Source organism: Variovorax sp. PAMC28562, from assembly GCF_014303735.1.
Classification (GTDB): domain Bacteria; phylum Pseudomonadota; class Gammaproteobacteria; order Burkholderiales; family Burkholderiaceae_C; genus Variovorax.
In genome coordinates this window covers 2,524,257-2,538,329 of record NZ_CP060296.1, presented here as the reverse complement: position 1 = coordinate 2,538,329, position 14,073 = coordinate 2,524,257, and the positions used below count along the sequence as shown (strand labels likewise).

11 protein-coding genes are annotated in these 14,073 nt (G+C 64.8%); 8 read left to right on the top strand and 3 right to left on the bottom strand.

The genetic code is table 11. The annotated features are described in order from the left end of the window. Window positions 1-100 precede the first annotated feature (100 nt). The 4 genes from H7F36_RS11955 to H7F36_RS11940 are packed head-to-tail and all read left to right on the top strand — an operon-like array spanning window position 101 to window position 5,426. Window positions 101-664, top strand: a complete 564-nt coding sequence (locus tag H7F36_RS11955; RefSeq protein WP_187051034.1) for a formate dehydrogenase subunit gamma — start codon at window positions 101-103, stop codon at window positions 662-664. Beyond that, window positions 661-2,247: a formate dehydrogenase beta subunit gene (locus H7F36_RS11950; RefSeq protein ID WP_187051033.1), complete on the top strand. Its 1,587-nt coding sequence runs from the start codon at window positions 661-663 to the stop codon at window positions 2,245-2,247. The genes H7F36_RS11955 and H7F36_RS11950 overlap by 4 nt, the downstream gene beginning before the upstream one ends. Window positions 2,248-2,297: 50 nt before the next feature. Then, a complete protein-coding gene (gene fdhF, locus H7F36_RS11945; protein WP_187051032.1) occupies window positions 2,298-5,180 on the top strand; it encodes a formate dehydrogenase subunit alpha in 2,883 nt (960 codons plus the stop codon). Window positions 5,181-5,192: 12 nt separating this feature from the next. Continuing rightward, entirely contained in the window at window positions 5,193-5,426 is a 234-nt protein-coding gene (locus H7F36_RS11940) for a formate dehydrogenase subunit delta (protein ID WP_187051031.1), read from the top strand. A gap of 40 nt (window positions 5,427-5,466) precedes the next feature. Here H7F36_RS11940 and msrB read toward each other — a convergent pair whose 3' ends face one another. After that, window positions 5,467-5,955, bottom strand: a complete 489-nt coding sequence (msrB, locus tag H7F36_RS11935; RefSeq protein WP_187051030.1) for a peptide-methionine (R)-S-oxide reductase MsrB — start codon at window positions 5,953-5,955, stop codon at window positions 5,467-5,469. Window positions 5,956-6,103: 148 nt separating this feature from the next. On the opposite strand from msrB, the gene H7F36_RS11930 reads away from it, so the two are divergent. Continuing rightward, window positions 6,104-9,322, top strand: coding sequence for a PAS domain-containing protein (locus H7F36_RS11930; protein ID WP_187051029.1), 3,219 nt, complete (start codon window positions 6,104-6,106; stop codon window positions 9,320-9,322). A gap of 77 nt (window positions 9,323-9,399) precedes the next feature. After that, a complete protein-coding gene (locus H7F36_RS11925; protein ID WP_187051028.1) occupies window positions 9,400-10,743 on the top strand; it encodes an MFS transporter in 1,344 nt (447 codons plus the stop codon). 44 nt (window positions 10,744-10,787) lie between these two features. Here H7F36_RS11925 and H7F36_RS11920 read toward each other — a convergent pair whose 3' ends face one another. Then, window positions 10,788-12,095: an SUMF1/EgtB/PvdO family nonheme iron enzyme gene (locus H7F36_RS11920; protein ID WP_187051027.1), complete on the bottom strand. Its 1,308-nt coding sequence runs from the start codon at window positions 12,093-12,095 to the stop codon at window positions 10,788-10,790. Between the two features lie 134 nt (window positions 12,096-12,229). On the opposite strand from H7F36_RS11920, the gene H7F36_RS22460 reads away from it, so the two are divergent. Together H7F36_RS22460 and H7F36_RS11910 are read left to right on the top strand one after the other, a co-directional pair. After that, window positions 12,230-12,424 carry a hypothetical protein gene (locus H7F36_RS22460; RefSeq protein WP_410003021.1) on the top strand — a complete coding sequence of 65 codons (195 nt, stop codon included), beginning with the start codon at window positions 12,230-12,232 and terminating at the stop codon, window positions 12,422-12,424. Further along, entirely contained in the window at window positions 12,421-12,885 is a 465-nt protein-coding gene (locus tag H7F36_RS11910) for a hypothetical protein (RefSeq protein WP_187051026.1), read from the top strand. Before H7F36_RS22460 ends, H7F36_RS11910 begins: the two co-directional genes overlap by 4 nt. Here H7F36_RS11910 and H7F36_RS11905 read toward each other — a convergent pair. Further along, window positions 12,863-13,942, bottom strand: coding sequence for a TRAP transporter substrate-binding protein (locus H7F36_RS11905; RefSeq protein ID WP_187051025.1), 1,080 nt, complete (start codon window positions 13,940-13,942; stop codon window positions 12,863-12,865). The genes H7F36_RS11910 and H7F36_RS11905 overlap by 23 nt on opposite strands. Window positions 13,943-14,073: the final 131 nt, after the last annotated feature.

Sequence of the window (14,073 nt, the reverse complement as noted above, 5' to 3'; positions counted from 1 at the left end):
CCGAACGCTGGAAAACCCTGATTTCACGAATGCATCGGTCCATTTTTGGATTGAATTGGACTGACCGGCGCTGAAGGTCGAGACTTTGTCTGAATACACGATGATTCCACTGGCCCACCCCTCGCCTGCACTCTCGGCCCGGTCCTCACCACATACCGACGCGGCTTCCGTCGTGCGCGACGTGCTGACGCGCCGCGCCAGCGAACCCGGTGCACTGCTGCCGATCCTCCACGAGGTTCAAGACGCGCTCGGCTATGTCCCCTCCGATCAGGTGCTGGCCATCGCCGACGCATTGAACCTGTCGCGCGCCGAAGTACACGGCGTCATCACTTACTACCATCACTTTCGGAGCGCGCCCGCGGCGCGGCATGTGCTGCAGATCTGCCGCGCCGAGGCGTGTCAGTCGATGGGCGCCGATGCCCTGATGGCGCATGCGGAACTCCGCCTCGGCTGTTCGGCGCACGGCGGCACGAAGAGCAGCGCTTCGACGGATGGCGCCTTCACGCTGGAATCGGTCTTTTGCCTTGGCCTGTGCGCCGCGTCGCCAGCCTTGATGCTTGACGATGAATTGCACGCGCGCATGACGCCGCGGGCTTTCGATGCGCTGATCGCCGAAGTCACCGCAGGCACCGCAGGCACCGAGTCGACCGGAATCAGCGCATGAACGCCGTCACCGTCTACGTGCCACGCGATGCCGCCGCACTCGCTGTCGGTGCCGACCGCGTGGCGCGCCGCATTGCAGACGAGGCGCAAATGCGTGGACTTTACGTCCACATCGTGCGCAACGGATCGCGCGGCCTGATGTGGCTCGAACCTCTGGTCGAGGTCGCCACGTCGGCAGGTCGCGTCGCGTACGGGCCGGTGACGCCTGGCGATGTCGCGGGCCTGTTCGATGTCGACTTCATCGTGCCGACCGGCGCCAGGCCACATCCCCTGCATCTCGGCCTGACTGACGACATCCCCTACCTCAAGAACCAGGAGCGCCTCACCTTCTCGCGCATGGGCATCACCGACCCGCTGTCGCTCGCCGACTACGAAGCCCATGAAGGTTACGCCGGCCTGCGCCGTGCGATGACCTTGATGCCCGCGGACATCGTGCAGCAGGTGCTCGACTCGGGCCTCCGCGGGCGCGGTGGCGCGGCATTTCCGGCGGGCATCAAATGGAAGACGGTGCTCGCCACGCCTGCGTCGCAAAAGTACATCGTCTGCAACGCCGACGAAGGCGATTCGGGCACCTTCTCGGACCGCATGACGATGGAGGGCGACCCGTTCATGCTGATCGAGGGCATGACCATCGCCGGCATTGCGACCGGTTCGACGAAAGGCTATGTCTACATCCGCTCAGAGTATCCGCACGCGATCGCCACCATGAACGAGGCCATCGGCATCGCCAACGCGGCCGGATTTCTCGGCGAAGACATCCTCGGCTCGGGCCACCGCTTTTCACTCGAAGTGCGCAAGGGCGCCGGCTCGTACGTGTGCGGCGAAGAAACTGCGCTGCTCGAAAGCCTCGAAGGCAAGCGCGGCATCGTGCGCGCCAAGCCGCCGCTGCCGGCCATCACCGGACTGTTCGGCAAGCCGACGCTCATCAACAACGTGATCACGCTGGCCAGCGTGCCGGTGATCCTGGCGCGTGGTGCGGCGTTCTATCGCGACTTCGGCGTCGGGCGCTCGCGCGGCACGCTGCCGATTCAGCTGGCCGGCAACATCAAGCACGGCGGGCTGGTCGAAAAGGCATTCGGCGTGACGCTGCGCGAACTGCTCTACGACTACGGCGGCGGCTCGGCGTCGGGCCGGCCGATCAAGGCGGTGCAGGTGGGCGGTCCGCTCGGCGCCTACCTGCCGGAATCGAAATGGGACTTGCCGCTCGACTACGAAGCGTATGCCGCGGCCGGCGGCACGGTCGGGCATGGCGGCATCGTGGTGCACGACGACACGGCCGACCTGTCGAAGCTGGCGCGCTACGCGATGGAGTTCTGCGCCATCGAGTCGTGCGGCAAATGCACGCCCTGCCGCATCGGCTCGACCCGCGGCGTCGAGGTGATCGACAGGATCCGCGCGAGCAAAGACAGCGACGAGCAGGTCAAGCAGGTCGATCTGTTGCGCGACCTGTGCGACACGATGCTCCACGGCTCGCTCTGCGCCATGGGTGGCATGACGCCCTTCCCGGTTCTGTCGGCGCTCGACCACTTCCCGCAGGACTTCGGCATCGTCGCGGTCGAATCCATTGCGCCACTGCCTGCCTGAACCGGCCTGAACAGGCCTGAAGCCGTCAAACGAAGTCACAGGACCAACCCATGCTGGACACCCACAAGGACACCGACTACGGCACGCCCCGTCGCGAATCGCCGCGCGAGGTCACGCTCGAAATCGACGGCAACGAGGTGACCGTGCCGGCCGGCACGTCGTTGATGCGCGCTGCCGTCGACGCCGGCATCCAGGTGCCCAAGCTCTGCGCGACCGACAGCCTGGAACCCTTCGGCTCTTGCCGTCTGTGCCTGGTCGAGATCGACGGTCGCAAGGGCTATCCGGCCTCGTGCACCACGCCTGCCGAGGCCGGCATGAAAGTGCGCACGCAAACGCCCAAGCTGCAGCAATTGCGCAAGGGCGTGATGGAGCTCTACATCTCCGACCATCCGCTCGACTGCCTGACCTGCGCGGCCAATGGCGACTGCGAACTGCAGGACATGGCGGGCGTGACCGGCTTGCGCAACGTCCGCTACGGCTTCGACGGCGCCAACCATCTGAAGGCGAAGAAAGACGAGTCGAACCCCTACTTCACCTACGACCCGGCCAAGTGCATCGTGTGCAACCGCTGCGTGCGCGCCTGCGAAGAAACACAGGGTACCTTTGCGCTGACGATCAGCGGCCGCGGCTTCGAGTCGCGCGTGTCGCCGGGGCAAGACGAGCCCTTCATGGAGTCGGAATGCGTGAGCTGCGGCGCCTGCGTCTCGGCCTGCCCGACCGCCACGCTGCAGGAGAAGTCGGTCATCTGGCTCGGCCAGCCGGAGCACAGCGTCATCACCACCTGCGCCTACTGCGGCGTGGGTTGCGGCTTCAAGGCCGAGATGAAGGGCAACGAAGTCGTGCGCATGACGCCGTGGAAAGACGGCAAGGCCAACGAGGGCCACTCGTGCGTCAAGGGCCGTTTCGCCTGGGGCTACGCAACGCATCAAGACCGGATGTTGAAGCCGATGATCCGCGAGAAGATCACCGACCCATGGCAGGAGGTGAGCTGGGATGTGGCGGTGAACCACGCGGCCAGCGAGTTCAAGCGCCTGCAGGCCAAGTACGGCAAAGATTCGATCGGTGGCATCACCTCGTCACGCTGCACCAACGAAGAAACCTACCTGGTGCAAAAGCTGGTCCGCACCGCTTTCGGCAACAACAACGTCGACACCTGTGCGCGCGTGTGCCACTCGCCGACCGGCTATGGGCTGGGCCAGACGCTCGGCACGTCCGCCGGCACGCAGACGTTCAAGTCGGTCGAGCAAGCCGACGTGATCGTGGTCATCGGCGCGAACCCGACCGACGGCCATCCGGTGTTCGCGTCGCGCATGAAGAAGCGGCTGCGCGGCAGCGCCACCGTGGCTGGCGCCAGGCTGATCGTGATCGACCCACGCCGCATCGACATCGTGCGCTCGCCGCATGTGCAAGCGGATCACCACTTGCAGCTGAAGCCCGGCACCAACGTGGCGGTGATCACCGCGATGGCGCACGTCGTGGTCACCGAAGGGCTCGTCGCCGAAGACTTCGTGGCCGAACGCTGCGACGCCAAGTCGTTTGGCGAATGGCGCGAGTTTGTCGCGCGGCCCGAGAACTCGCCGGAAGCGATGCAAGCGGCGACAGGCGTGCCTGCGGCCGACCTGCGCGCAGCGACACGGCTCTATGCGAATGCAGCGAACGGTGCCATCTACTACGGCCTGGGCGTGACCGAACACAGCCAGGGATCGACGATGGTGATGGGCATTGCCAACCTCGCGATGGCAACCGGCAACGTCGGCCGTGAAGGTGTGGGCATCAACCCGTTGCGCGGACAGAACAACGTGCAAGGTGCATGCGACATGGGCTCGTTCCCGCATGAACTGCCCGGCTACCGGCACGTATCCGACAGCATCACGCGCGCGTCGTTCGAAGCAGCGTGGGGTGTCGAGATCAGCCCCGAGCCGGGCCTGCGCATACCCAACATGTTCGATGCGGCGTTGAGCGGCAGCTTCAAGGGTCTGTACTGCGAAGGCGAGGACATCGTGCAGTCGGACCCCAATACGCAGCACGTGGCCGCCGCCATGATGGCGATGGAATGCGTGGTGGTGCAAGACCTGTTTTTGAACGAAACCGCCAAGTACGCGCACGTGTTTTTGCCCGGCTCGTCGTTCCTCGAAAAAGACGGCACTTTCACCAACGCCGAGCGGCGCATCTCGCGCGTGCGCAAAGTGATGCCGCCCAAGGCCGGACTGGCAGATTGGGAAGTGACGCAGAAGCTGGCGCAGGCGCTGGGCTATCCGATGCACTACGCCAGCCCGAAAGAAATCATGGACGAGATCGCCGCGCTGACGCCGACTTTCTCCGGCGTGAGCTACGAGCGGCTCGACGAACTCGGCAGCATCCAGTGGCCGTGCAATGCCGACGCGCCCGAGGGCACGCCGACCATGCACGTCGACGCCTTCGTGCGTGGCAAGGGCAAGTTCATCGTCACGCAGTACGTAGCGACGGACGAGAAGGTCACGCGCAAGTTTCCGCTGCTGCTGACCACTGGCCGCATCCTGTCGCAATACAACGTCGGTGCGCAGACCCGCCGCACCGACAACAACCAGTGGCACAGCGAAGACCGGCTGGAAATCCATCCGCACGACGCCGAGGAGCGCGGCATCGCGGAAGACGACTGGGTCGGTATCCAGAGCCGTGCCGGCGAGACGGTACTGCGCGCAACGGTGTCCGAGCGCATGCAGCCGGGTGTGGTCTACACGACCTTCCACTTCCCGGAATCTGGCGCCAACGTCATCACCACCGACAACTCCGACTGGGCCACCAACTGCCCTGAATACAAGGTGACAGCGGTGCAGGTCATGCCGGTGATGCAGCCTTCTGCGTGGCAGCAGGAATACAGCCGGTTCCACAAGGTGCAGCTGGATCTGTTGGCTGCGCGCGCCGAGCCAGCAGATGCCGCGTCGGCGAAATGACGGTCGTGCGCGATGCAAGTTGATTCGCTGGTGCGCATGGCCAACCAGATCGGCACCTTTTTCGAGGCCATGCCCGACCGCGAGGAGGCGCTGGAAGGCATTGCGCATCACTTGAAGAGATTCTGGGAACCGCGCATGCGGCGTGCGTTACTGGCGCACGTCGACCAAAGTGGCCCAGGCGACACCACCGACTTAAGCGCAATGGTCGTCGAAGCAATCAGCCTGCACCGCGACGTGTTGGGCTGACCGGAGCGCATCGGAAGCGCCCGGGGGCCCGGCGCCCGGCTCAGGTCTGGACGGTGAACGCCATCGCCAGACCGTTCATGCAGTAGCGCAGGCCGGTCGGCGGCGGACCGTCGTCGAAAACGTGACCCAGGTGGCCGCCGCAGCGCCGGCACAGCACCTCGTCCCGGCTCATGCCCAGGCTGTTGTCAGACGTCTTTTCGACCGAGTTGTCCATCGGCTGGTAGAAGCTGGGCCAGCCGGTGCGGCTGTCGAACTTGGTGGTCGACGAGAACAACGGCAACTTGCAGCCAGCGCACGAGAACGTGCCGATGCGCTTTTCCTTGTCGAGCGGGCTGGAGTACGGCCGCTCGGTGCCCGCCTGGCGAAGCACCTGAAATTGCTCTGGCGTGAGCATCGCCTTCCACTGTGCCTCGGTGTGCGTCACCTCGTAGGCCTTGGCGGCGCGGGCGACCGGAGTGAGCAACAAGCCGGGAAGCGTGCCGAGCGCGCCGGCCGCGAGAGTGAACAGAAATTGCCTGCGGGGTGCCATGGGTTCTCCGATGAGATGTCTGGTGGACGCAATCCGGAGTTTCGGCGGCGTTTGGTACATGGTGTGTACGCAGATAAACACTTCGCGGATTCTTTTACTGGGACTTTTCCGGACAACAAAGCACTTGCGCACCTCCCATAATATTTTGATGAAGCGCGAATCTTCCTTGCTCGGATGGCCGGCTGGCGCCGGCGAGGCGGCAGCGTTGGCGCGTGGGCTCGATGCCCGTCGCTCGCCTTTGGGGGCCCCATCGGCTTGGCCGCAAGCCTTGCGCACGACGCTCGAATTGATGTTGCCGGCGCATGCGCAGATGGTGCTTTTCTGGGGGCCCGACCTGGTCGCGCTGTACAACGACGCCTACGCGCCGACCATCGGCCTGAAGCACCCGGCAGCCTTCGGAAGGCCGGCGGCAGAAAACTGGGCGGAGCTGTGGGACGACCTTGGCCCGCTGTTGAACCAGGTGTTGCAACAGGGCGAGAGCTTTTCGGCCATCGACAGACCGTTCCATATCGATCGCCATGGCCATCTCGAAGAAGTGTTCTTCGACGTTTCGTTTTCGCCTGTGCGCGAGGCCGACGGCCACATCGGCGGCGTGCTGTGTCTTGTGAACGAAACCACCGAACGCGTACACGGTCGCCTGGCACTTGCCGAAAGTGAAACGCGCCTTCGCGATGCGTCCCGGCGCACCGCGCTTGCCATGAATGCGAGCGCCATCGTCGGCACCTGGATGTGGGACGTGCAGACTGACATGGTGTTCGCCGACGAAGCCCTCGCGGCGGCTTTTTGCTTGCAGGTGCCGGACGGGCAAGGCGGCCTGCCGATTTCGCGATTTCTCGAGGCGCTTCATCCTGAAGACCTGCCCAAAGTGCAGGCAGCCATCGCCGAGTCGCTGGAGAAAGGTACACCTTATAGCGTCGAGTACCGGATGCGCACGCTCGACGCTCGCTGGTTATGGGTGGAGGCCAGCGGCTACGTAGAACACGATGCGATGAACCGGCCCCTGCGCTTTCCGGGCGTGATGGTCGACATCGACAGCCGCAAGCTCGCCGAACAGGCGCTGCGCGAGACTAACAAGCAACTGCGACTGGCGCAGGCGGCGGGTGGCATCGGCGTCTTCCTGCTCGACATCGCGACCAACGAACTGAGCGTGTCGGCAGAGTTCTGTCGCATCTTCGGCGTGCCGGTGCGGCCTGAATTCCAGGCCTCGGTCGTCGACACCTTGCGCATCGACGCCGTAGAGCCCATGTCGACGCTCACGAACCGCGTCGACGGCTCGTTGCGCCTCAATGTCGAATACCGCATTCGCCGCGCCGACGATCAGTCGCTGCGCTGGATCGCACGGCGTGCCGAACTGGTTCGCAACGACGCCGGCAAGCCGATGTTGTTGCGCGGCGTGGTGCAGGACATCACAGGAGCCAAGCAGGTCGAAGCGACTTTGCGCCAGAGCGAGGGCCGCTTTCGTGCGCTGGCCCAGGCAGTGCCCAACCAGGTCTGGACCGCAGCAGGAGACGGCCGGCTCGACTGGTTCAACGACCAGGTCTATGAGTACTCCGGCATGCACTTCGAGCAGCTCGAAGGCAACGGCTGGGCGACGATCGTCCATCCAGACGACCTGCCCGATGTCGTCGGGCAATGGCAGCTTTCGCTTGCGACGCAATTGCCCTACGCGGCGGAATTTCGGCTTCGTCGGCTCGACGGCGACTACCGTTGGCATCTGGTACGCGCCCATCCGGTGCAGGACGGCGACGGCCACGTCGGCGAAACCGGCGAAGGCAGCGCGCCGATGCGCTGGGTCGGTACCAACACCGACATCAACGACCAGAAGGCAGCACAGGAGCGCCTCGCGCAAAGCGTCCAAGAGCGCACGCGCGACCGCGACCGGCTGTGGCAGCTAAGCGCCGACATCATGGTCGTCGGCGACTTCGACGGCATCATTCGGGCGATCAACCCGGCCTGGGAAACGTTGCTCGGCTGGACCGAAACGGAACTGGTCGGCCAGCCCCTGCTCGAGTTTGTGCACCCGGACGACATCGACTCGACGGTGGCCGAAATCGCCAAACTGTCGCGTGGGCAGATCACGCTGCGCTTCGAAAACCGGTACCGCCACAAGGATGGCAGCTACCGCACGTTGTCATGGAGCGCGGTGCCCGACACGGACTCTCTTCATGCAGTCGGGCGCGACATCACGGCGCTGCGCGACTCCGAGTCGCGGCTGCGCCAAAGCCAGAAGATGGAAGCCATCGGGCAACTCACCGGCGGCATCGCGCACGACTTCAATAACCTGCTGCAAGGCATCACCGGCTCGATCGAGATCGTGCGGCGCCGCGTCGCGCTGGGCCGCACCAACGACCTCGATCGCTACATGAGTTCGGCAACACAGTCGGCGCATCGTGCAGCCGCGCTCATTCAACGTCTGCTGGCGTTCTCGCGGCGCCAGACGCTCGACCCGCGCGCGGTCGATGTCAACGCACTGATCGGCTCGATGGAAGACCTGCTGCGCCGCTCGCTGGGCGAGCAGGTGCGGCTCGAGGTGCAGTTGGCCGACGGCGTAGGCGCTGCGCTGGGTGACGAGCCGCAACTCGAAAGCGCCATTCTCAACCTGGCCATCAATGCGCGCGATGCCATGCCGCATGGCGGTGCTCTGATCTTGTCGACCGGCCATGCGACGCTGCGCGAATCCGAAACGCGCCATCACGAAGGCCTGGACGCCGGCGACTACATCGCCATTTCGGTCGCCGACACCGGCACCGGCATGTCGCCTGAAGTCCTGGCCAAAGTGTTCGACCCCTTCTTTACGACCAAGCCGATTGGCCAGGGCACCGGACTCGGACTCTCCATGGTGTACGGCTTCGCACAACAGTCGCGCGGCCATGTCCGCATCGAAAGCCGGGTCGGCCACGGCACGCGCGTGACGCTCTATTTGCCGCCAGCCCATGCCGACGCCGCTGCAGCCGTCGAGGCGGAAGCCGCAGCCGCTGCGCTTCCACAGGGGCGCGGCGAGGTCGTGATGGTGGTCGAGGACGATCCGGCCGTTCGACTGCTGGTCCTCGACGTGCTGGCCGACCTCGGCTATCGCACCATCGAGGCCGTCGACGGCACCACGGCCATGCCGATATTGCAGTCCGCGGTGCCGATCGACCTGCTGGTGACCGACGTTGGCCTGCCAGGCATCAACGGACGGCAATTGGCGGAGTTCGCACGCCAGCAGCGGCCCGGCTTGCACGTGCTTTTCATGACCGGCTATGCGGAACATGCAACGACCCGCGCCGAGTTTCTGGAGCCTGGCATGGACCTGATCGCCAAGCCCTTCGCAATCGACGATTTCGCGCAGCACATCGAGCAGATCGTGCGAGGGCCGTCGAGCTGATCGCGTCCGCCCGCGCGACCGATATTCCGGCGCGGCTCGACCGCTTGCCGTGGTCGCGCTGGCACTGGCGCGTGGTCATGGCGCTCGGTATCGCTTGGGTGCTCGACGGACTCGAAGTGACGCTGGTCGGCTCGATCGGCGCGGTGCTCGAACGTGCCGACACGCTGGCGCTCACCGCGACCGAGATCGGCTGGTCGGGTTCCGTCTACATCGCCGGTGCGGTCGTGGGTGCCCTGCTGTTTGGCCGGCTGACCGACAGGCTCGGCCGCAAGAAGCTGTTTCTCATCACGCTGGTGGTTTACACGATCGGCACGCTGGCGACGGCGTTCTCGAACGACTTCGCCTTCTTCGCGCTCTGCCGGTTCGTCACCGGACTGGGCATCGGCGGCGAATACGCGGCCATCAACTCGGCCATCGACGAACTCATTCCGGCGCGGCTGCGGGGGCGTGTCAACCTCGCGATCAACGGAAGTTTCTGGGTCGGTGCAGCGCTCGGTGCCGGGCTCAGTCTGGTACTGCTAGACCCGCGCGTGCTCGGGCCGGTCTGGGGCTGGCGCGTCGGCTTCGGACTCGGCGCAGTGCTGGCCGTCGCCATATTGCTGGTGCGGCGCGACGTGCCTGAAAGTCCGCGCTGGCTGATCGCGCAAGGCCGCGAAGAAGAAGCTCGCCGCATCCTCGACACCATCGAATGCGAAGTGGCAGCGGAATGCGGACCGCTGCCACCGGCGGTCGGCTTGACGGCGTCGGGTCGGCGCACGCCGCCAACGATGCGCGAAGTCGCGCACGTGCTGTTGCGCAAGTACCGGCGCCGCAGCGTGGTCGCGATGGCGCTAATGATTTCGCAGGCCTTTTTCTACAACGCGATCTTCTTCACCTACGCGCTGGTGCTCACGCGCTTTCATGGCGTGCCCGAAGGCCGCGTGGCGCTCTACATCTTTCCGTTCGCGCTCGGCAACGTGCTCGGTCCGTTGCTGCTCGGCCCGCTGTTCGATCGCATCGGGCGGCGCAGGATGATCGCGTTCACCTATGTGCTGTCGGGCGTCGGGCTGGCGCTCACCGGCGACGCGTTCATGCTGGGTTGGCTCGACGCATTGACGCAGGCGCTGTGCTGGTCCGCCGTGTTCTTTCTGGCGTCGGCGGCGGCCAGCTCGGCGTATCTGACGGTGAGCGAGGTGTTTCCTCTGGAGATGCGGGCGCTGGCCATCTCGATCTTCTATGCAGTGGGCACAGGCGCGGGTGGTTTCGCTGCGCCAGTGTTGTTCGGCATGCTGATCGAAACCGGCAGCCGCGGCGCGGTGACGGTCGGCTATTGCATCGGCGCCGCGCTGGTCATCGTGGCGGGCTTGCTGGCCCTGCGGATGGGCGTGGACGCGGAACGCAAATCGCTGGAGGATGTGGCGCCGCCGCTGGGCGCAGACTGACTTTGAAAAAATGGGTGCGAGCGCAGCCTGGCCACCGGCCGTCGTCAAACCGCGCAGGTTCTGAATCCGAAGAAGCCATCGTCACGACCCGGCGCAGCAAAGTCGCGTCGCTTGTCGGAGCGCAGCCGGGCGCGCGTCGCGAAGGATGCACCGCGCAGCACGCGCGCCTGGCCAAAGGCGGGCACCGGATCGAAGGCACTGCCGGCACTCCACGGGTCGGCCTTGAAGCCGACCCACGGCTGCAAGGTTCCAGCGGTCCACTCCTGCACATCGGACCACCGAAAGCCACGGCGTGCCGCCGTGTGCGCAGCGATCTCCCACTCGACTTCGGTCGCGACGCGGCGACCGGCCCAGCGGGCCCAGGCATCGGCCTCCCACCAGCTCAAGTGCACGGCACTCTGTTGGCCCGCAGCACGCACCGTGGTGCCGAAGCGGCGTTGCAGCACCGAGCCCCCGCTGCCATGCCGCGCACCGCCGATCTGCTCGACGTAGCGTGGCGCGCGACGCCCTTCGACCTGCGCGTTGAGCCAGCGCCATCCCTCGGGATGCCATAGCGCGCTCGCGTCGTAGCCGCCATCGTCGACGAACTCGATGAATTGGCTCCAGGTGATCGGCTGCGCATCGATCTCGAACTCCGGCACTTCGATGCGGTCGCCGCCGAGTTCCTGTGCAAAGACGAAACCGGCATCGGGCAAACCTAGCTCCCACGTCGTCGCGGGCACCAGCAAGGGTTCACGCGTGACGGAAGTCGGGGTCTGCTCGATGCCGAGCGGCAAACCGAGCGCTTGCGCCGTCACGACCAGCTGCTCGCCGCACAAATCTTCATAGAACAACGCGAGCCGATAGAAGTACAGCCCGGCATCCGTTTCTGCCGCGTGCTCCAGAAGTTCGAGCGTGCTCTCCAGCGTTTCGAGCAGATAGGCCTTGGTTTGGCTCAGGTCGGGCAAGTCGGGCAACCAGCGCGTGTCGGGCGCGCGCTGTGTCGGGTTCCACCAGTCGTCCGCGTTGGGGTCGATGGCAGCCAGACGCGTCGGACGCGCCGGGCAATCGGCGCCGAAGGCACGCTGCGTGTTTCGGGCGATCCACCACTCGGAAAACCAGCCGACGTGGCCGGCCATCCAGACCGGCGACGCGACACCCTCTTCGCCCTCTGCATACGCAGCAACGGCCGGCAACTCGACCGAGCCCCACACGTTTTCGCACAGCGACAGGAGGTGCAACGTGTGATTGCGTGCATCGATCAGCGCCAGCGAAAGCAGTTCCCGGCCCGCACGCCGCATGTCGGGCGAGTCGATGGAATACGGCACCGGATGTGCGCTGAACGGCGTCGATGACGGGGGGCTCGAAGGCATGCGCGATTATGGCGACAGCCGTTGCGCACGCGGATGCGGGCTGTAACATGCGCGCTTTTGTCGAGCTCCGAGCAAGCCCCAACGCAAGCTTAAGAGGGCTCCCATCTTGTTGAGATCCGCCGGGAGACAACCCTTTGTCCGCACTTTTGAGGTTCGCGACAGTCATGGACTGGATCAGCGAAAAATTCGGCAAGCTCGCCGACTATGCGGTGCTGTTCGCGTCGCTCATTTCGGCCGGCAACGCACTCATTCGTTACGGCTTCGCCTTCGACTTCAGCAAGGCTCGCACGAAGCCGGCGCCATCCCTGACTTACGAGACGGCGCCATGAACGCGATCGACAGCCCAGCGTTCCCGCGCCTGCTTCGCATCCTCGCGGTGGTGCTGGCGTTCGACGTGGTCGCATTCGGCGTCTGGAGTTTTCCGGCACTGCGCAGCACGGCTTGGTCGGCTGGCAGCGTGTGGGTCTTCGGCCTGGCAGCGGTATGCGTGATGTGGATGGGCTACTGGATCGTGCGCAGCCGCACCCGCCTCGATGGCGACGTCATGACGCAGACGTGGTTGTGGAACAAGCGCGCGGACGCACACGATGTCGTGCAGCTCAAACTCGTGCACATCCGCTGGCTCGAACGTGCCATGGCGCCGCGGCTGTTGGTGCGCCGACGCAATGGCGCGATCACATGGTTTCACTCGGCCGACCCACGCTTGCTCACGGCCTTCATGGAACGCGTTGCAGACTGCGCGGCGCAGCCTGCAACGCCATCGACACCTACAACTTCTGCTGCTGCATGAAGCGATCGAACGTGCCTTCGGCGTAGCGGAACCAGGCGTTTTCGTCACCGAGAAACTTGACCCAGTCTGGGTAGATCTTTTTCCACTCGGGGTTGCTGTGGTTCAGGTCCGAGTAAATCTGCCGCGCCGACTTGAAGGCCGCATTCATCACATCTTGCGAGAAGGGTCGCAGCTTGGTGCCTGAGTCGACCAGTTGCTTCAGCGCGATCGGGTTCTTGGCGTCGTACTTGGCCGTCATCGAGAGGTTGGCCTGTGCGGCCGCTGCTTCGACGATGGCCTTGTACTCGGCCGACAGGCCTTCCCAAGCCTTGTTGTTGATGTAGAAGTCGATTTCCGCACTGCCCTCCCACCAGCCGGGGTAGTAGTAGAACGGCGCGACCTTGTTGAAGCCGAGCTTCTGGTCGTCGTAGGGGCCGACCCATTCCACACCGTCGAGCGTGCCTTTATCGAGGGCCGGGAAGAGATCAGCGCCAGAGGTCGACTGGGCAATGACACCGAAGGGCTCCAGCACCTTGCCGGCAAACGGATTGGTGCGGAACTTAAGGCCCTTGAGGTCAGCGATCGACTTGATTTCCTTCCGGAACCAGCCACCCATCTGCGCGCCCGTATTGCCGCCCGGCAGGTTGATGATGTTGTACTTGGCATAGAAAGCACGCATCAGCTTCATGCCGTTGCCCTCGTACATCCATGCGTTCTGCTGCCGCGTGTTCATGCCGAAAGGCACTGAGCAGCCAAGGCAAAACGCCGGGTCTTTGCCGTAGAAATAATACGGCGCCGTGTACGCCATTTCGACAGCCGCGCTTTGCACGCCATCGACCACACCGAACGCAGGAATAAGTTCGCCGCTTGCATGCATCGATATCTGGAACCTGCCGCCGGTCATGTCGCTGACGCGTTTCACGAAGACTTCGCTGGTGCCGAAAATGGTGTCCATCGACTTCGGAAAGCTGGAGGCACAACGCCAGCGCACTGCCGCCTGGGCATGCACGGCGGGCGCAATGCCGGCGGCCAGGATCCCGGCAATGCCGGCATTTTTAATGAGGGAACGACGGTTCATTGGGTTGTCTCCGGGGATGCGGGGATGCGAGGAACTGCGCAAGACGCGGCTCGTGACCGCGTCGAAGGCTCTTGAAAGCTGTCGACTCGGAAGCTCGAGGGACCGGAGTATTGTAAAAACCGCCCACCGCG